The organism is Wolbachia endosymbiont (group A) of Rhinocyllus conicus (assembly GCF_947250775.1).
In the GTDB taxonomy this organism is placed as follows: Bacteria; Pseudomonadota; Alphaproteobacteria; order Rickettsiales; family Anaplasmataceae; genus Wolbachia.
The window spans coordinates 700,886-719,408 of sequence record NZ_OX366349.1 but is presented as its reverse complement, the minus strand read 5'-3'; the positions used below and the strand labels follow the sequence as shown (position 1 = coordinate 719,408).

Annotated in this window: 17 protein-coding genes and 1 tRNA gene; 5 read left to right on the top strand and 13 right to left on the bottom strand. The window is 34.6% G+C overall.

The genetic code is table 11. The annotated features are described in order from the left end of the window. Window positions 1–743: 743 nt before the first annotated feature. On the bottom strand, window positions 744–1,673 hold the full coding sequence (gene ispH / locus OOK92_RS03620) for a 4-hydroxy-3-methylbut-2-enyl diphosphate reductase (RefSeq protein ID WP_264736375.1): 930 nt from the start codon (window positions 1,671–1,673) through the stop codon (window positions 744–746). A 20-nt stretch (window positions 1,674–1,693) separates the two neighbouring features. Between ispH and OOK92_RS03615 the strand changes: the two genes are divergently transcribed. Next, a complete protein-coding gene (locus OOK92_RS03615) occupies window positions 1,694–3,319 on the top strand; it encodes a peptidoglycan D,D-transpeptidase FtsI family protein (protein WP_264736285.1) in 1,626 nt (541 codons plus the stop codon). A gap of 2 nt (window positions 3,320–3,321) precedes the next feature. On the opposite strand, the gene OOK92_RS03610 is transcribed toward OOK92_RS03615, so the two are convergent. Together OOK92_RS03610 and elbB are read right to left on the bottom strand one after the other, a co-directional pair. Further along, window positions 3,322–3,630 carry a hypothetical protein gene (locus OOK92_RS03610; RefSeq protein ID WP_064125016.1) on the bottom strand — a complete coding sequence of 103 codons (309 nt, stop codon included), beginning with the start codon at window positions 3,628–3,630 and terminating at the stop codon, window positions 3,322–3,324. A 178-nt stretch (window positions 3,631–3,808) separates the two neighbouring features. Further along, window positions 3,809–4,516 (bottom strand): isoprenoid biosynthesis glyoxalase ElbB, encoded by a 708-nt coding sequence (gene elbB / locus OOK92_RS03605; protein WP_264736283.1) that lies wholly within the window; start codon window positions 4,514–4,516, stop codon window positions 3,809–3,811. Window positions 4,517–4,665: 149 nt separating this feature from the next. Here elbB and OOK92_RS03600 point away from each other — a divergent pair, with 149 nt between their 5' ends. Continuing rightward, window positions 4,666–5,673 (top strand): hypothetical protein, encoded by a 1,008-nt coding sequence (locus OOK92_RS03600; RefSeq protein WP_264736282.1) that lies wholly within the window; start codon window positions 4,666–4,668, stop codon window positions 5,671–5,673. A 53-nt stretch (window positions 5,674–5,726) separates the two neighbouring features. On the opposite strand, the gene OOK92_RS03595 is transcribed toward OOK92_RS03600, so the two are convergent. From OOK92_RS03595 to OOK92_RS03555, 9 genes are all read right to left on the bottom strand, one after another. Beyond that, window positions 5,727–6,278, bottom strand: coding sequence for a 5-formyltetrahydrofolate cyclo-ligase (locus tag OOK92_RS03595; RefSeq protein ID WP_264736281.1), 552 nt, complete (start codon window positions 6,276–6,278; stop codon window positions 5,727–5,729). Continuing rightward, a complete protein-coding gene (locus OOK92_RS03590) occupies window positions 6,262–6,882 on the bottom strand; it encodes a ferredoxin reductase domain-containing protein (protein WP_253309835.1) in 621 nt (206 codons plus the stop codon). Before OOK92_RS03590 ends, OOK92_RS03595 begins: the two co-directional genes overlap by 17 nt. A 95-nt stretch (window positions 6,883–6,977) precedes the next feature. Further along, the gene (locus OOK92_RS03585; protein WP_264736374.1) at window positions 6,978–8,123 is read right to left on the bottom strand and encodes a SurA N-terminal domain-containing protein; all 1,146 of its coding nucleotides are present in this window, start codon (window positions 8,121–8,123) and stop codon (window positions 6,978–6,980) included. Window positions 8,124–8,290: 167 nt separating this feature from the next. Beyond that, a tRNA-Ser gene (locus OOK92_RS03580) sits at window positions 8,291–8,381 on the bottom strand. A 130-nt stretch (window positions 8,382–8,511) separates the two neighbouring features. Beyond that, window positions 8,512–9,018, bottom strand: coding sequence for an inorganic diphosphatase (ppa, locus tag OOK92_RS03575; protein WP_264731982.1), 507 nt, complete (start codon window positions 9,016–9,018; stop codon window positions 8,512–8,514). A 69-nt stretch (window positions 9,019–9,087) separates the two neighbouring features. Continuing rightward, entirely contained in the window at window positions 9,088–10,305 is a 1,218-nt protein-coding gene (locus OOK92_RS03570) for a WD1261 family protein (RefSeq protein WP_264736280.1), read from the bottom strand. A gap of 107 nt (window positions 10,306–10,412) precedes the next feature. After that, window positions 10,413–11,525, bottom strand: a complete 1,113-nt coding sequence (gene mnmA / locus OOK92_RS03565) for a tRNA 2-thiouridine(34) synthase MnmA (protein ID WP_264736278.1) — start codon at window positions 11,523–11,525, stop codon at window positions 10,413–10,415. Between the two features lie 317 nt (window positions 11,526–11,842). Continuing rightward, window positions 11,843–12,919, bottom strand: a complete 1,077-nt coding sequence (locus OOK92_RS03560) for a rod shape-determining protein (protein ID WP_253309829.1) — start codon at window positions 12,917–12,919, stop codon at window positions 11,843–11,845. Between the two features lie 20 nt (window positions 12,920–12,939). Beyond that, window positions 12,940–14,355 carry a gluzincin family metallopeptidase gene (locus tag OOK92_RS03555; RefSeq protein ID WP_264736276.1) on the bottom strand — a complete coding sequence of 472 codons (1,416 nt, stop codon included), beginning with the start codon at window positions 14,353–14,355 and terminating at the stop codon, window positions 12,940–12,942. A gap of 278 nt (window positions 14,356–14,633) precedes the next feature. Between OOK92_RS03555 and OOK92_RS03550 the strand changes: the two genes are divergently transcribed. Beyond that, on the top strand, window positions 14,634–15,113 hold the full coding sequence (locus OOK92_RS03550; protein ID WP_264736275.1) for an OmpA family protein: 480 nt from the start codon (window positions 14,634–14,636) through the stop codon (window positions 15,111–15,113). 9 nt (window positions 15,114–15,122) lie between these two features. On the opposite strand, the gene OOK92_RS03545 is transcribed toward OOK92_RS03550, so the two are convergent. Further along, window positions 15,123–15,254, bottom strand: a complete 132-nt coding sequence (locus OOK92_RS03545; RefSeq protein WP_264736274.1) for a hypothetical protein — start codon at window positions 15,252–15,254, stop codon at window positions 15,123–15,125. 1 nt (window position 15,255) lies between these two features. On the opposite strand from OOK92_RS03545, the gene tilS reads away from it, so the two are divergent. Beyond that, entirely contained in the window at window positions 15,256–16,548 is a 1,293-nt protein-coding gene (tilS, locus tag OOK92_RS03540) for a tRNA lysidine(34) synthetase TilS (protein ID WP_264736273.1), read from the top strand. A gap of 12 nt (window positions 16,549–16,560) precedes the next feature. Beyond that, window positions 16,561–18,393, top strand: coding sequence for an ATP-dependent zinc metalloprotease FtsH (gene ftsH, locus OOK92_RS03535; protein WP_264731997.1), 1,833 nt, complete (start codon window positions 16,561–16,563; stop codon window positions 18,391–18,393). Window positions 18,394–18,523: the final 130 nt, after the last annotated feature.

The following is an 18,523-nucleotide window of genomic DNA, read 5'->3' as shown; positions in this document are numbered from 1 at the left end:
CATTGGGATCCAGAAGACTTAATTTCAACCAAATAATAAAGGCTAGATCCCAGTGTCAGCTACTTGGATGACAAAAAAAGGAGCACCAGAATGACAGCAGTCCTACGTCATACCGCCGCGGTATCTCTTAGCATAGATCCCGCTAACAAGCAGCGGGATGACGATTGTCGTTTAGCTATAAATATTTAAGAAATTTACCAAACGAAAAAAAAGGCAAAAGAAGGCCTAGTCATTGTCTATTTTCAGTATTGGCGTTTTTTAAGTCTTAAACACTGCAATTTAGCTGCTTTTAAATGCAACTCACCTTAGTTTAAATGTTTAAGAAATTTACTAAGCAGAAAAAAAGGCAAAAGAAACCCCGTGGTAATTAGTGTTCACTCCCTAATCCTGCAAATTGGCGTACTATACTGTCTTAAACGACTTATAAGCGCGTTTCAGCTTATATAGGTAAAAACCTAGAAATATTGTGAAGACATAAGGTGCACATAGTGCAAAAAATTAAAAACAAGACGCCAACTACGTTGTTTTCTTGCTGTTTAATCTGCACAGATGAAGATAACTGAATACCTTCAGTTTCATGATAAGGGGGCTGGCGGAGTTTGTCAAGGAAGTTTTTCGTTTCTATTCCCAATAAAAGTTTGTTATAAGGTTATGCAAGAAGTCTAATGAATCGCGGTATGACGTCTTAGCTATAGATGCTGATTTGTGTGATTTCAAGAGAAGCTTAGTAGATAAGTTGTGTTTTAAACCAGATTCGGTATTTTAAACTGAACATTTTCAATAATACCACCTGGCATAACTGAAACTTCTACATTCATGCTTACTTTTAGGTAGTCCATTAATTCATCAACCAATATGTCAGGAGCGGAAGCACCTGCAGTGATTCCTATCTTTTCTACGCCCTGAAACCAGCTTTTATTCACACAGCTGTAATTATCAATTAAGTAGGCTCTTTTTCCTCTGGCAGTGCACAGATCTAATAAGCGGTTTGAATTTGAGCTATTTTTACTTCCTACAACTAACACCATGTCTACAATTTCAGCTAGCTTTTTAACAGCATTTTGTCTGTTTTGTGTTGCATAGCATATGTCCTTTAAATCTGGACCTGTTATGCTTGGAAACCTGAGCTTCAGGGCAACAATAATTTCACGGGTATCGTCGATGCTTAACGTGGTTTGTGTAACATAAGATAAATTATCTGGATCTTTAACTTTTAAATTGCGTACGTCCTGCACAGTTTGCACTAAAATGATAGGATTATTTACTCTTCCTCTAATTCCCTTAACTTCTGGATGGTTTTCATGCCCAATGAGAATTAATTCTTTACCACTGTTTTCATACCTTTTTGCCTCTTTATGCACTTTGCTGACTAAAGGACATGTTGCATCAATCACTTGAATACCCTTTCTTTTTGCTTCATCTTCTATATTTTTTGATACTCCGTGCGCGCTGAAGATCAGTATTCCTCCATTATCTTCAATTTCCTCGATACTGTTTACAAAAACCACTCCTTGTCTCTTAAAGTCCTCTACTATATATTTATTGTGAACAATTTCGTGTAGCACATAAACTTGGCACTTGTTTTTGTATTTTTCTAAAGTAATAGCTAATATGTCCACAGCTCTTTTTACCCCGGCACAAAAACCTCGCGGCTCAGCTAAGATGATTTCCATTTTTGTCAAATCAAGTAAATATGCAAGCATTACTAAAAAATAAGCTCCGCTCACTGTGTTTTATAGTACCATTATTTATATTTTATATAATAATTATTTTTCGCATATTCTCTTTAACATTTGATCAACCTACTACTTCAGAAAATTTTAGAAAAGATAATACAGTATATAAACAACCTGATATTTTAGATAGAAATGGAGTGGTAATAGCAACAAATGTGCCCACAACATCACTATATACAGATGCAACCAAAGTAAAGAATCCGGAAAGTATAGCAGCACAACTGTGTTCTATTTTGAATGATCTTGAATACGAGAATTCATATAGAGTACTTACTTCAAAAAAGAAATTTGCTTGGGTAAAGCGGCACTTGACTCCAAAAGAACTGTTAGCAATAAAAAATGCCGGCGTGCCAGGAATAAACTTCTATAACGATGTAAAACGTATATATCCTCACAGTAATTTATTTTCACACGTGCTTGGTTACACTGACATAGATGGCAACGGTATTGCAGGAGTTGAGGCATATATAAGTAAAAACAAACAACATCCTGTTATCCAAGTAGCTGACACTGGGGTCCAGAAAAAAAATACGTGGATTCCAGCATTACGCGCTGGAATAACACCTTACCAGGGTATTCAACTATCCTTAGATACACGAGTGCAAAGCATAGTGCATGAAGAGCTAACTAAAGCTGTAAGCAGATATCAGGCACTCGGCGGAGTAGGAATTGTTTTAAATGTGAGAAATAGTGAAGTCATCTCAATGGTCAGTCTGCCTGATTTTAACCCCAACCTACAGAATAAGGCAGAAGACGTACAAAAGTTTAATCGCGCCAGTCTTGGGGTGTATGAGATGGGGTCGGTATTAAAATTCTTTACAATAGCCGCAGCGCTTGATGCAAACGTTGTAAAAATTGATGATTTATATGACGTGTCAAAGCCAATCACTATTGGGAAATATAAAATTTATGATCTTCATGAATTTAAGATTCCGGAAATCACTGTGCGAGATATATTTGTGAAATCATCCAACATTGGTGCAGCAAAAATTGCAGTTAAATTAGGTATTGAAAAACAAGTAGAATACTTTAAAGCTATGAAGCTATTTTCTCCTTTGAAAATAGAAATACCAGAAAAATCTACACCGATAATCCCGGATAAATGGAGTGAAAACACTTTAATAACAGCATCTTATGGTTATGGCATAGCTGTAACTCCTATACATCTTGCACAAACTGCAGCAGCATTAATCAACAATGGGATATTTCATAACGCAACCTTGATGTTGAATAAAAGAAGTATAGGAGAGCAAATTATCTCAAGAAGAACCTCCAGGGAAATGAGAAAATTATTACGCGCAGCAGTAACAGATGGCACTGGCAGAAAAGCAAAAATAAAGGCATATTCAATAGGAGGAAAAACTGGATCGGCGGAAAAAGTTGTAGATGGTAAATATAGCAAAGATGCAAACATAGCGTCATTTATAGGAGTGCTAACTATGCTTGACCCAAGGTATATAGTGCTAATTGCTATTGATGAACCTCAAGGGATACACCATACCGGGGGAATAATTGCTGCGCCTATAGTAAAGAACATTATAAATAGAATAGCACCTATACTAAATGTTACACCTGAGATGTAAAATTATGATTGCTTTACTATAACTTCAAATCTATCATTGCCAAAATCCTTATTAATATACCAAGAACCATCATCTTTAGTTACAAATTCAAGACCTTTAAGATTTCTTTTCATTGTCTTTCCATTTTGACCATCGATAGCGATATTAATATCGAATGTAATAACGTCTAGATTTATCATAGCTTCTTTCCCGCTGCACGAATTTAGACTGAACTTGCCTAACATGACATCATTAAAACTCACTTCCCCTGTATAGACATCACACTGACCGTCCACACAACACGTAGTTTCAATATAGAAAAGGTCTGACATATAAAACACCTTGCGTTTATAAAAAAAGAGCTAAATATATATAGCTAGTGCAGCCCTACGCCACGCCGCTAACAAGTAATAGTCGTAAACCTAGAGCACTTTAGCTATATAACCATAATACAGCTAGGAATGTAAAATTCAACAGTTAATTGTGTAAGGAAGTCTAAATTACTACATCTTAGAGGAATGGCTGTTTAGTTTTTTTGTTAATCTTTTTTACCATGCTGTCAATCATATGCTTTATCCCTTGATATACAGAGTATATACTTTCGTCGCTACGCATATAAGCAGAACAGGAAAATACATTATGTTCTTCGTCTTCTATTGATAATCCTGTATCACACTTTATGTGTTCACCACCAAGCTTCTCTATCAACTGTTCTCTGTCATCTCCTATAGTTACCTTAACCTTACTTTCTTCTTTACCTATCTTGCTACTTAAAATTGAAACAATGATGGCTGGAGATATGCATATTGCTCCTATTGGCTTTTTTGTAACAAAAAATTCTGAAACTAATCTTTCAAATTCAGGCATTACTGTCACCATGTCTTTATTTTCAGCTAAATCAGATAAATTTTTTGCAACCCCGTATCCACCAGGTACAACTAGCATGTCAAAATTTTCAGCTTTGGCTTCTTTTAAGTCATATATTTCACCTCTTGCGATTCTTGCTGATTCTGCAAGCACATTCCTTTTTTCTTTCACTGCCTCCTTTGTTTTATGATTCATAACTTGTGTGATATTGATATCAGGTGCAAAGCATTTAACATTCACTTCCTGCTGATCAAGCACAAGCAAACTTAAAACCGCTTCTCTTACCTCTGCACCGTCAAGGTGACCACACCCTGATAAAACCACAGCAGCTTTTAATTTTTTTCCGCCCATAAAGTACCTTAATTTCATGTAATCTAGATATTTTAATACAAATTCTATATTTGGAAAGAGGTTATTATATTAATTATCTCATATTTATTATAATATAATTAATAATTAGTATATATAATTAGGCATATTTATAGTTGATGAAGTTGAATATGGCACCTACAAACAGTACGTTTTTTGACACTGACTACTCAGAACTAAGAAAAGCTGTTTCAGATATAATAGAAAGCATTGCACAATCCCCATCAGAGGGAAAAGAGGAGTTACTTAAAGCCCTATCAGAACAAGTTAGAGGGATGAATCTCGAAGGTTTAAATTTAGCAATTAATGACCAAGGCTTGCAAAAGGAGGTAAATAAAGAATTATTTATAAAACTCATTGAAGAAGCGCTTGAAGGTTTAATTTCTGAAAATGTCACACCAAAAATAATAGAAGAGGCGTTAAAATCTGTTAATCAGCAAGCAATAAGTAATGTTATAAATAATAATAAAGGTCCGCTGGACAATCTAGTCAATTATTTTAAATCAGCATCTGCAAATAAAAAAATTGGAATAGCTTCTACAGGAATAGTATTGGGAGTAGCATTTTCTCCGCTTATTGTGCTTGCTACATTAATAGCGCTTGTAGCTATTGGAGCGCGTTATGTAGGAATAGGTATAGGAAAGGCAGGGGAAAAAATAAAAGAAGGAGCGATTGAAGCAGGAAAAGCAGTGAAAAGTTCATATAAGGATTTAATAGATAAATTACCTGAGGTTCAAAGAAGAGAAAATAATTTTGAAAAGTTAATAAGCAATTTAATGGAAAAGAATCTTGAAGCTGATGAAGGAGAAAGAACAATGCTTAGTAATGAAATAAAAATAATAAAAATGCTTCAGAATCAAGAGCAACTAGCAGCCATAGGACAGTTAATAGGGGAAGATAAGGCTGGTCTTTTGAACAATCTTATGAGCAAGGGTACTAGTACTCATGAGGAAGACATGGAGAAACTTGTAGATTTTATGAGCGAATTTCAACCTGCAATTATGGCAATTGGTAGTGACATAAAAGAGGTAGAACAAAAAGTTAATGAGAAAGCTCAGGAAATAAAGCCAGATTCTCAATTAGGTAGTTCAAGTGCTGAACGAGTGAGTGAAGAAGGAATCACAGGACCAAATATTTGATGTATTTGAGGAGCGTTTTGACGCAAAAATTACTATCAGAAAGTGGGGTTACGCTACTCCTTTCTATCCACTTTTTTGAGCAATCCACCTCCACATCTAACACACATCTCAGTGATTATAATATCCAATTTTTGATCATGCTTTTCTACAGGTAAATTTTTACAATATTGTTTCTCATAGGCTACACCTATAAATATTTTTCCAAGCGGCCGCAGTTTTTCTATCATTGTATCATACCAACCACCGCCAAAACCTAATCTATTAAAATGATCATCAAAAGCAACAACAGGAGTAATGATTGTGTCGGGAATTACATCTTCATTTGTTTCGTTCCATCCCTCAAATCTTAGCAACTGATTTTTATCAGGAATTGCTACTTTATAACCTAAATAGAGCAAACAACACATCAAAGGGACAACATTTATTTCCCCATCCATTGGAATGTAAGCCGCAATTGTTTTGCCTTTAACGTAACTTAAGTTCTGATTAAAGAGATTAATAAGGGAACTTGCCGCATAACTGGAATAACTTTCATCAATATCTTTTCTTATAGCTCTATATTGCTCTCTTATTTCCTTTTTGTGCTGTTTAATATCTTTGAACATGATCTATCCATTTCGCAGTGAGTTTTTCTTGTAAACTATTTTGCTTTAAGCGCTCACTTAAAAAATCAAAGTCAATAAATTCCATATCCTGGTCTTGATTACTGCAACTATAGACAAAACTCCTTTCTCCTGTTTCCGTATTTATATGTTGCTGAACACACTGAGCGCAGATTTCTTTCATCATACACTGCATAGGAGAATTAACTGACGATATTGCTATGTGACTTGACTTCAGATATGGCTTTAAAATTGTTTTTCTAGCTTCATTCACAGCTTTCATCATTTTATCAGAACCAATAGTGATAATTTTATCTATAGTGTTTAAATTAATACCTAATCTTCCTTGTTGATAAGAGACTATTGCATCAACTATATTACCATGAAAGGATTTATCTTGATCTCTGCTTGTTTCTATCAATCCTTCTTCACATGCCCAAACTACTGCATTTGATGCACGCTCTATCAGTGCTCGTTTAAATACATCACTTAATTTCTTATAGCCAGCAAAGTACAAAACCTTATTATTATTTTCAAGACACGCCTTCCCTATCGAAAATAATACTGCATTTCCAACTCCACCACCAATTAGCATTATATTCTTCATGTGCTATTTTAACTATATTTGTTCAAATTTTTTGAAATTTTATAGAACAAAGTAATTTTCGTACACAAAGACAGAGACAAGGACACTCTCTGACTTCAACTATACCGATAACTGACAGCTGAATTTTTACGCATATCATCTAATAACAAGTTGCTTTGTATCATAATCTTTTGTTGGTACATCTGCTGTTTAATTGCTTCTATATCCGCTGCATTACTCTTGATATCACACAACATCATTAACTTTGCAGTGCCATTTTCTCTTAATTCTACTATTTCATTCACACTTGTTTTACTAAATAAAATCTGTAAATCAGGATTTAAATCTCGCATTTTTATTTCAAACTCTTTTGCGTTTGGCAACTTAAAATCATCTGCTAATTTGTCAAAATTTAAACAATTGACCTTTTGCTCTTGAAAATTATCCAATAAACTTTCTGAACCCTCAACCACAATCTGTTTTAATTTTAAAGTGCTTTCCAGCAGTGCATAATTAAGTTGTACCTTGTCTATGACTTTTATAATAGAGTAACCTTCACTGAAACTGAATGGACCTGCTATATCGCCGGTTTCTAGTCTTTCTAAAACGCTCTTAAGTTTATCTTTGAGCTGACTTAAATTAACTGTTGCTTTACGCATCTTTATTGGAGATTCCGGGTTATTACTATTACGTAATTTTTTTACTAAATCTTCAGCTATGCCATAAACATCCTTGTCTTTTTGATCAGGAATTATAAACTCTTGGAACGTGATAAGATAATCCGGCTTTTCTGTTTGCCTTTTTACATCATCTACTTCTTTATCGCTTATATTAATAAATGGCACAATTCTTACTTCAATAATTTTGCTCCATAGTAACTGACATTTTATTTGTTTTCTTAAAATACTAAGATCTATATTATGCTTTTTTATGTATTGATCAACTTCATTAGCCTTAAGTTTAAAACTTTGGGTTAAAAATAATATGATAGCATTATCTAACTCCTCGTTGCTCAATTTTATATTCAGCCTCTGCGCTTCATTGATAATGATAATTTCGTCTATTAGCTCCCTAAGAATTTGAGGTTTTGCTTCTTTTTGATTAACACTTTGGGTGCCAAACAATGAATTTATAAAGTTGATGCGTTTTTCGATATCTAAATTTGAAATTGGCTCGCCATTTACATCTGCAATAATTTCAATCTCGGTTGCAAGCAACCTAAGTGGCAACACTATCAACAGTAAAATTAGTATTTTATGCATATAAGTAAGGTTAATAACCAATTCTATAATAAATAATGCTAGCCAACTTTTTAGTAGTGATCTCAGTGACAATGGAAATGAAAACCATTGCAACAAAATCAGGTACGCTGGTAAACAGGCTAAAAATATGCCAACATAGCGAATTTAAACCGTGCTAAAACAGTATACGGAAGGAGAGGGATTCGAACCCTCGATACGACTTTTCAATCGTATAACGGTTTAGCAAACCGCCGCCTTCAGCCGCTCGGCCACCCTTCCAAATTTAGAACCTAAAGATTATATAATACCAAGACCTCTACCGCCTGTCTAATGCTTTTAATTGCAACATTAAAAACAACAACATTTTTCAAACAGTGTAATTTTTAGATCTTGGCTAAATCAACACAAACTAATTTCTGCTTTTTTCAATGATTTTCTTTGCTTCTTCTACACCAACCCATTCTCCAACTGCTACCGTTTTTCCCTTTTCTAGATCTTTATAATGAGAAAAGAAATGAGCAATTTTATCTAATAGGTTTTTAGATAAGTCAGAATAGTCCTTTATATTGTCATAATAGCTATCAACACTGGAAACAGGCACAGCTAATATCTTTTCATCTTCTCCTTTTTCATCTTTAGTGAGTAATGCGCCTATTGGACGCACCGATATTAAAACACTAGATGCTAAGGGAAATTGAGTTAGCACCAAAACATCCACAGGATCACCATCACCTGCGCAGGTATTTGGTATAAACCCATAATTGCAAGGATAAGTCATTGAGGTAGACAAAAATCTGTCAACTTGTAACAACCCAAGCTCTTTATTAAATTCATACTTTACAGGCTCAGCATTTGCACTTATTTCAATTACCACATTCACCGCATTTGGTCCCGCTGTTATTTTACTTAAATCCATAAATCACCTCTTAACTTAAGAATAAGCATTATACAATATGTGCTTTTAAGTTGCTACATTTATGTAGTTCTAAGCTTGTTTTGCATGGGGCTGTTCTAAATTTTCATTCGTCATTCCATTGACTGTTGAAAGTGGTGGTTTCTGTGATAATTGAAATAAAGCATATACTATTACAATAGTAAGCACCGCACCAACTATCAAGTTAGTAAGGTTGTCTTGTGGCAAAACATTTTTTATTGAGTTGAACAATTTTTGCTCCATAAGGAAATAATCAGCAACATATAACCCAACAGATAATACAAACATACCCAAAATAAGTTTACAGGCTGTGTTTTTATGATTTTTCTTGCTGACAATGAAATTTGGCCTACATTTATTCTCTTCTTGTGGCACTGAGTAGTATATATTTTTAGGGCTCGTTACTAATTGTTCAAATTCATCACTATTTTGGTTTTTTAACAGTTGCTCTAGGGTGTTTTTTGTATTTATACGATATAATTCGAATTTACAATGCTCTTTCAAGCCTTCCTCTTGCCGATCCACATTCTCATGGTCGATTGTATATTTATCTCTACTTGATAATCCGATCATGTGTAATGTCCTAGCTAAGAGGGTTATATAGCTCTCTATTAACTGATTCTCACATATCTCTAATACTTCTCTTTTTACTATTTTGTCAGGTGACAAAGGTTCTTTATAACTACCGCTCAAAGAATATAATAGAGAAAACAATAAAGCCACATCTTTATCTACCTTTATATCTTGATGAATAGAATAGTAACAGTCGATAACAAATTTATTAAAAAAAAATTTTTTATCAGATTTTTCATTTAATAATTTTTTAACGTCAGTAAGCACTTTATTTTCAAAATCTTCTTCTGTTTTAAATATTGGTTCTCTCTTTGGACTTGCTAAGATGTTAAGTAAATCTAATTTACTTCCATCTACTTCTACTACTTCATTTATATCTCTATTTAACTCAGACCCTTTAATAACTTCATATATTTTATCTATGACATCTTTAGTATTCAGGTTATTGTTTTCACTAAGTATCTTATAAGCTTGAGCATAAATTAAAAACAGCCCTTGTAGACTAAACTTTAAGTTAAAATATTCATCTAATGGCTCCCCCTCTTTTTTAATGAATGCAGACAAACCAAAATGATTTCTGCAGTCCATACTACGATCTAAGTCGGCATGTTGAAAGCCACCTAAAAAAATAAACAAAGTCTCTAATAAATTACCCTTACCAACAATTTTTATTAGTTCTTCAACTTCCTTAACCATTGCTAAAACCTATAATGTTCTACTTTATAGTATAAGCGATATAGGGTAAAATAGCAATAAATATTATTGTACGTTTACATTCTGCATAAAAAAATTAAGCCACCCAGTTAAGAGCATATCCATCCACCGCCAATTACTTGCTCATCTTTATACGCTACACAGGCTTGACCTGGACTGATGCCAAAGTAATCGTCGTTTAAAATGACACAGGCTTTATTTTTTTCGTCAGTTGAATGTATTGTTGCTAAACTTCCCGCATGTGATGATCTCAGCTTCACAGTTACTTCCATACCTTCCTTTGGTTGTTCTAACCAATTTAACTCCTTGATCAATATTTTTTTTTGCATTAATGCGTTGATCGGACCTACTATAACCTCATTATTTTCTGTATTAATTTTTATCACATAAAGAGGTTCATTGTGTGCGATACCCAAGCCCTTTCTTTGCCCCACTGTAAAATTTACTATGCCACTGTGCTCGCCTAGCACTTTTCCATTAACATCCACTATTTTACCTTTCTGTACAGATTGTGGAGCTAATTTAGCTATTGTTTTACTATAGCTTTCGGAAACAAAGCATATATCTTGACTATCCGGCTTTTCAGAGATTTGTAAGCTGAAATACTTTGCTAATTTTCTTATATCACTTTTATAGAACCCACCTAGTGGAAATCGCAAAAGCTTCAACTGCTCCTTTGTTGTAGCAAATAGAAAATAGCTTTGATCTTTACTTTTATCAATGCTTCTGCACAACTTTACCTCACCATTTTTTTCTAATCTTCTCACGTAATGTCCTGTTACGAGCACATCCGCACCAAGATTTTTTGTAACTTGCAATAGATCACGAAATTTTACCGTTTGGTTACATCTTACGCATGGTATGGGAGTTTCCCCACGCATATAGGTACTTGCAAAATCCTCTATTACTTCCTTTTTGAATATTTCCTCGTAGTTTAAAATATAGTGAGGAAAGCCAACACTTTCAGCCACGCGCTTAGCGTCGTAAATATCCTGTCCAGCACAACATGCACCTTTTCTTGCGTTAGCATTACCGTCGGTGCCATAGAGTTGAAGAGTCACACCTATCACCTGGTACCCAAAGTTATATAGCAGTGCTGCAGCAACGGAGCTATCAACTCCCCCGGACATTGCAACAATAGCCTTGGTCTGGTGTGGAGCTCTATCTTTTAGCAGAGGTTCAATTTTAAATTCTTTTAGCATAATCGCCTTAATTTATAAACGCAAATCTTGTGTCATTCCAACATACAACTGTGCAAACGTTTTGATTTGGGGGCAATTTACATAGTAGATGATGTCATGAAAGTAGCTGACACTGGAATCTAGTGTCTATTTATGCAAACTCATTAAAACAGCATATTTATTTGTAATCAAGTTTCCTGGATCCCAGTGTCAGCTACTCGGATGACACCCTTTCCTGCTGGAAGTTGCCTTCAAATTACTTGGTGCGTGACACTGGGATCTCATTTATATTACATAATTCCATCAAAACAATTCGATAAACTACCTTCAAAAACAATTTAATCTTGCTTGAATAAAACATGGCCAAAATAATCCATGTTTTCAAGCACTTTTCCACTACCCAAGGCAACACAACAAAGTGGGTCATCTGCAACACGAACTGGTAATTTTGTTGTTTCACTGATAACTTTGCCCAAGTTACGCAATAATCCACCACCACCGGATAAAATTATTCCTCTATCGACTATATCAGAAGAAAGTTCAGGTGGAGTGCTCTCCAGTGCAGTCCTAATAGCAGAAATTATCTGATGTACAGGCTCTATTAAACTTTCTGCAACTTGATATTCTGATAAAAGCATTTCTTTTGGCATGCCACTCACTAAATCCCTGCCTTTAATTATCATTCCCTCTTTGTTATTTTCACCTGGCAGACTGGCTGAACCTACGTTTTTCTTAATTTTTTCAGCAGTTGTTTCACCGATTAATAACTTATGATTTTCACGAATATACGATTTTATTGCTTCATCCATAATATCGCCACCTACTCTGGCAGAACGTGAATAAACAATTCCGCCTAAAGAAATAATTGCAACTTCAGTTGTACCGCCTCCTATATCAACGATCATAGAACCCTCAGGTTCAGTAACTGGGAGCCCAGCTCCGATTGCTGCAGCCATTGGTTCTTCAATCAAAAATACTTCATTTGCACCAGCACTTTCTGCTGCATCTTGTATAGCACGCCTTTCAACTGGCGTGGATCCAGATGGAACGCATATGATAATATTAGGTTTATTAACAGTGAATTTTGTGTTTGCACTGCGTATGAAATATTTTAGCATTTCTTCCGCACTTTTAAAATCAGCAATAACTCCATCCTTTAAGGGCCTTATCGCCTCTATTTCTCCAGGCGTTTTTCCAAGCATCATTTTAGCTTTTTTACCAAAAGCATAAGGAACGTAGCTTCCTTTTTCTTTTACTCTTGCTACAACTGAAGGCTCATCAAGCACTATTCCCTGATTTTTCTGATAAACTAAAGTGTTTGCAGTACCAAGGTCTATGGCAATATCGCTAGCAAACAAACCTTTGAAAGTAAAAAGGCTATAAAACTTTCCGGTCAATTTTCGAACAAAATTCATACATAACTCAAGAAAACCATTTATTGAGACAAATTATACTTTTCAGATAGGTAGTAAGTAACACACTCAACGTCTAAACCCTTGCCTGTTACTTTTTTTAGCAGTTCCAGGCCACACTTTGCACTGTATATATTTTGAGATAACCAACTGATAAGTAAACTAAAATCTCCTTTTATTATAGCACTTAATGATTCGTAATGATTCTTTTTAACGAAAGAGAAAATCTGCACAGCAGCAATTAAAGCAATAATTTTTATAGGAAAGTAGCCCATAACACCGCTTGCCCAATATTCATCTTGAAAATAAGTGTCCAGCTCATTTTTAGCTTTTACTGGAATTTTATAGTGCTTCATACCTTCCAGCCACGCATCGTGCAGATCCTTAACTTCCAGTGTACCATTTATTATATCCTGTTCTAACCTAGTTCTCAACATAATATGAGCTAACAGACTAAATTCATCTGCGTTCTTTAAAGAAGAGGAAAGGTTTATTTCATTGAAAACCAAGTGCAAATTTTCAACACTGCTATTAGTTTTGCCTTTTATAGCAAATTTCTCTTTTATGTGTGGTTGAATGAACTCAATAAATTCTCTGGATGTTCCAATCATCCTTTCCATGAATAACCCTTGAGTTTCATACATAACATGTCTCGTAATTGGGCTACTTATAGAATTTTGCGCTAAACATTTTTGATAAATCGCATAACCACTATGCCGTAAAAGTGAAAATAAACCATAACAAAAATCAGATTCATCATAATCTATAGGGTAGTAATAAGAAGTACGAATCTCATTTAGTGCAATACCCATTTGCTGTAAACATAACGAGCCAAGTTCAATCTGCTTCTGAGTAGCAACTCTTTGTATATTAGTAACCTTATCCTTTTTCTGCTTTTCAATTATTTCATCCACATTTTCGCTAAAAAATTTGCCTACCTTGGGGAATACTTCCCTTATATTCTTTTCTGTGATATCAGAGTCATAGTCAGCAAGCAGTAAGTCGTATTTTGAGCATTTTAATTGCTGCGATTTTATAGAAGCTACTTCGCGAATGAGTGTGATTAAATCAGTAAAACGTTCTTTTAGTTTTTCTAAGTTACTGGTTTCAGAATGAGATAGTTTCCATAAATTTTGGCATTCAACCTTAGCTTTGGATAAAGACTTTACTAAATCAATAGGAACAGCACTGTTGCTTTTATGTATTCTCTCTATTAACTTTAGCTGCTGAGTATTTGCACTTTTTTTGTTACCAAGAGCATCTGCTAATGATTCCTTTATTGCATCATGAGAGATAATTTCATGTCTGATTTCTTCTAGAAGACTCATTTGTTCAACTTTGTCCTCTATATTCAATTGGCTTTGGTTTAGTACTTTTAGCGTATTTTCGATATTCTTTACCCTATATAATACTTCCTCTAAAAACTTATAAGATTTCATAATTTGTTCATTGTTTTAGAAAACATCTCTTTAATATCGTAATAGATTAATAATAAAGTTAAAAGTATATTTGCTTAAAGTACAATAAAAAATTGTACTTTTTATTCCTTTATTGGATTTTTCTACTCAGAGTCCAGCATATTATAAGAAAATTAATTGTAAGGGTGTAGAAAAAGTATTTAGTATTTTATTTCTCTTGACTATATTACAATATGGAGAGATTATTAGCTACTGAAATTAAAGTTACGCACTATTTTAAAATTTATGGAGGTTTAGTAATGTGGAGTAGACTGGTTATAATGTGCTGTTTTTGTTTGCTACTTACTGGTGTAAGTTCTTGCCCAAAAAAAGGAGCAAATACAACAAATAAAATGAATTCTGTTGTTAAGCAGATAGGTGATAAAAGAATTTTCTTTGGTTATGATGAATCTAGTATTACTGAAGTAAGCGCAGATGCATTACTTAACGTAATGGAGGTGTTACAAGATAACCCTGACGCGAAGGTTACTTTAACTGGTCATACTGACAACCGTGGTTCTCATGAATATAATCTTGCGCTAGGCGCTAGAAGGGCAGATGCAGCTAAAAAATTTATGGTTAGTTGTGCACCCTACATAGAAAACAGAATAAAAACTGCTTCTAAGGGTGAAACTGAGCCTTTGGTTAATGTAAAAGATGATTCTAGAAATTCTAAATATGAAAAAGAGCATGCTAAAAATCGTAGAGTGGAATTTTCATTTTCTGGAATAAAGAAATAGTTTCTTGCATTAAAACCTGGATCCCAGTGTCAAGCACTGGGATGACAAAAGAGAGCAATTCCGCTGCTTGTTAGTGGGATCTATATATACCACAAATAAGTCGCTGTATGACGTAGAGGCTATCTTGCCATCAAGAAACATAATGAAATTAGAGTTATTATTTCAAAATATAGCTAATAGCTTTGCTTTCTATAACCAAATCGCAGTTGCAGTATCAGGTGGTGTAGATAGTATAGTCTTACTGCACTTAATGACTAACTGGGCAAAAAAAAACAAGCTTTCACTTCCTATAGCATTAACAGTAAATCATGGGTTACGTTCAGAGTCTCAAAAAGAAGCTGATTTTGTTACAAGTTATGCAAAAGAACTTGGAGCAAAGGAATCGTTCATATTAAATTGGGAGAAGCAAAATATTAAAGGTAATATTCAATTACAGGCACGAAAAGCACGATATAAGTTACTAGCAGAGTGTTGTAAAAACAATAATGTTAAATGTTTGCTCGTTGCTCATCACAAAGATGATCAAGCAGAAACGTTCTTATTAAGATTGGAGCGAGGTAGTGGCGTAGATGGATTATCATCAATGGATTACAAATCTTTCTTAAATGGTATTTATATATTTAGGCCATTGTTAAATTTTAGTCGTAGTGAAATAGAAAAGTACGCTAAGCTTCACCGGTTAAAATGGATCGAAGATAGAAGCAACTATAACTTAAAATACAGGCGAACTTTATACCGTAGCTTACTTAAAGCAAGTGACAATCAAGAGATTTTAACAGAGCGAATATGCCTCACAGCCCTTCATATGAAAAGAGCTGCAAAAGCGTTGATGCACTACACACACCTTGCATTTAATGACTGTGTTAATGTTCATGATCTTGGTTATATTGAAATTAAACTAAGTGAATTTTATCAATTGCCAGAGGAAATAGCCTTGAGGCTTCTTCTTTACTCTATAATGGCAATTGCCAGTAAACATTATAAACCAAGGTACAATAGCCTTATTGCGATATTTAATAAAATATTGCAAAAGGATAGTAATGTTAACTGTACACTTTCTGGGTGCAAAATAAGAAAATATGGAGAAAATATCTTAATAATTAGAGAATCGTCAAAGATACAAGAAATTACCGTAAACCTACCTTTAAATGAACCTACTCAATGGGATAACAGATTTAGCTGCACAATACTCGGAAATCAAGAGTGTTCAGTTATCATCGCTCCATTAAAAAAAACACAAAAAGTTCCTGAATTTCTGAAGGATTACAACTGCTGCCCTGAAGTCTTTTATTCTTTGCCTACAGTACAAAAAGATGGAAAGGTGCTTGCTTATCCTGATGTAAATTATAACGAAAAAAATACCAATGACGATAAGGTTCAATGCATTATTAATAGCACGATAAAACAAAATTTGGTAAGCTTGATTAGTACTTAGTTAGAAATAGAAATGAAAAAATTTTTAGAAGGCTTATTGATCTGGTTAGTAATTATTGTTCTTATTTCAGTTGTTTATATTCAGTTCAGCGGAAATGTAGGTAGAAGTAAAACAACCATACCTTTTTCGGAATTTTTAACTAGACTAGAAGACAATGATGTAGAAAATATTGTCATAAAAAACCAGAGCATTGAGGGCAAGTTTAGGGATGGTTCAAGTTTCAACTCAAGCGGTGTTATATATAGCGACCTAATAAAAAATTTACATGATAGAAAAGTGAGATTCTCCTTTTCAACTGGAGATTCTGCCATGAGCGTAATTGGTGGATTACTTATCTCATGGGTCCCAACATTTATCTTTATTGGCTTTTTGCTATTCTTTCTTAAACAAACACAAGCGGGGGGCAACAGAACTATAAGCTTTGGCAAGTCAAGGGCTAGACTCATGACTAGTGGGAAAAAAGTAACATTTGATGATGTTGCCGGAATTGATGAAGCAAAAGAAGAGCTAGTAGAAATCGTTGATTTCCTTAAACAAAGGCAAAAATTTCAAATATTAGGTGGAAAAATACCAAAAGGGTGCCTTTTAATTGGCTCTCCTGGAACTGGTAAAACTTTACTTGCTCGTGCAATTGCAGGAGAAGCTAATGTGCCATTCTTTAGCATTTCTGGATCTGATTTTGTTGAGATGTTTGTTGGTGTTGGTGCGAGCCGTGTTCGTGATATGTTTGATCAAGGCAAGAAAAATGCTCCTTGTATAATTTTTATAGATGAGATAGATGCGGTGGGTAGACATCGTGGCATTGGTCTTGGTGGTGGTAATGACGAAAGAGAACAAACATTAAATCAGTTATTAGTTGAGATGGATGGCTTTGAGTCTAATGAGGGCGTAATAATAATTGCTGCGACTAACCGTCCGGATGTCTTAGATCCAGCACTGCTTAGGCCTGGTCGTTTTGACCGGCAGATTACTATTTCTTTACCCGATATAAATGGGCGCGAGAAAATATTAAATACGCATATAAAGAAAATATCAATGGCCCCTGATGTAAATGTGAAAACAGTTGCAAGAGGAACACCTGGTTTTTCAGGGGCTGATTTAGCAAATTTAGTGAACGAATCTGCGCTTATTGCTGCAAGAAGAAACAAGAAGATTGTTACCATGGATGATTTCGAATATGCACGTGATAAAGTGATGATGGGTGTGGAAAGGCGATCTCTCATTATGACAGAAGAGGAAAAGAGACTGACTGCATACCATGAAGCTGGCCATGCGATGATTGCTGTTAATATGCCTGCTTCTGATCCTATACACAAAGCAACAATTATTCCACGCGGTAGGGCACTCGGTTTAGTTATGAGACTACCAGAAACAGATAGAGTGTCCCTCACAAGAGAAAAGATTCTAGCAGATATAACTGTTGCAATGGGTGGACGTGTGGCAGAAGAGCTAATTTTTGGCTATGATAAAGTCACAAGCGGCGCATCTTCAGATATAAAACTAGCATCAGATTTATCACGTTCTATGGTAACAAAATGGGGAATGAGCGACAAAATAGGTCCGATCTATCACAATCGCGAACAAACTATGCATGGTTCTGAGATAATTTCTGAAGATACGTTAAAACTTATAGATGAAGAAGTGAAGAAAGTTGTGTCTTCTTGCTATGAAAAAGCGAAAGACATTTTGACCAAGCATAAGAAAGGCTTAGATCTCATTGCCGAAAATCTACTGGAGTTTGAAACTTTAACAGGAGATGAAATAAAGGACATATTAAGCGGAAAAAAAATTGTTAGAGAGGAAAATGAGAAGAATGAGAAAATAAAAAAATCCTCTCTCTATTAGATCTGACCCTAGCTTAAAATGCTAATCAGCTAACGCTGCAATAAAACATTCAGAATTGTAACTGTCAATATAAATTGTATTAGAATATTCATAATGTTGCATTTTCATCATGATAATGCTATCATTCAGT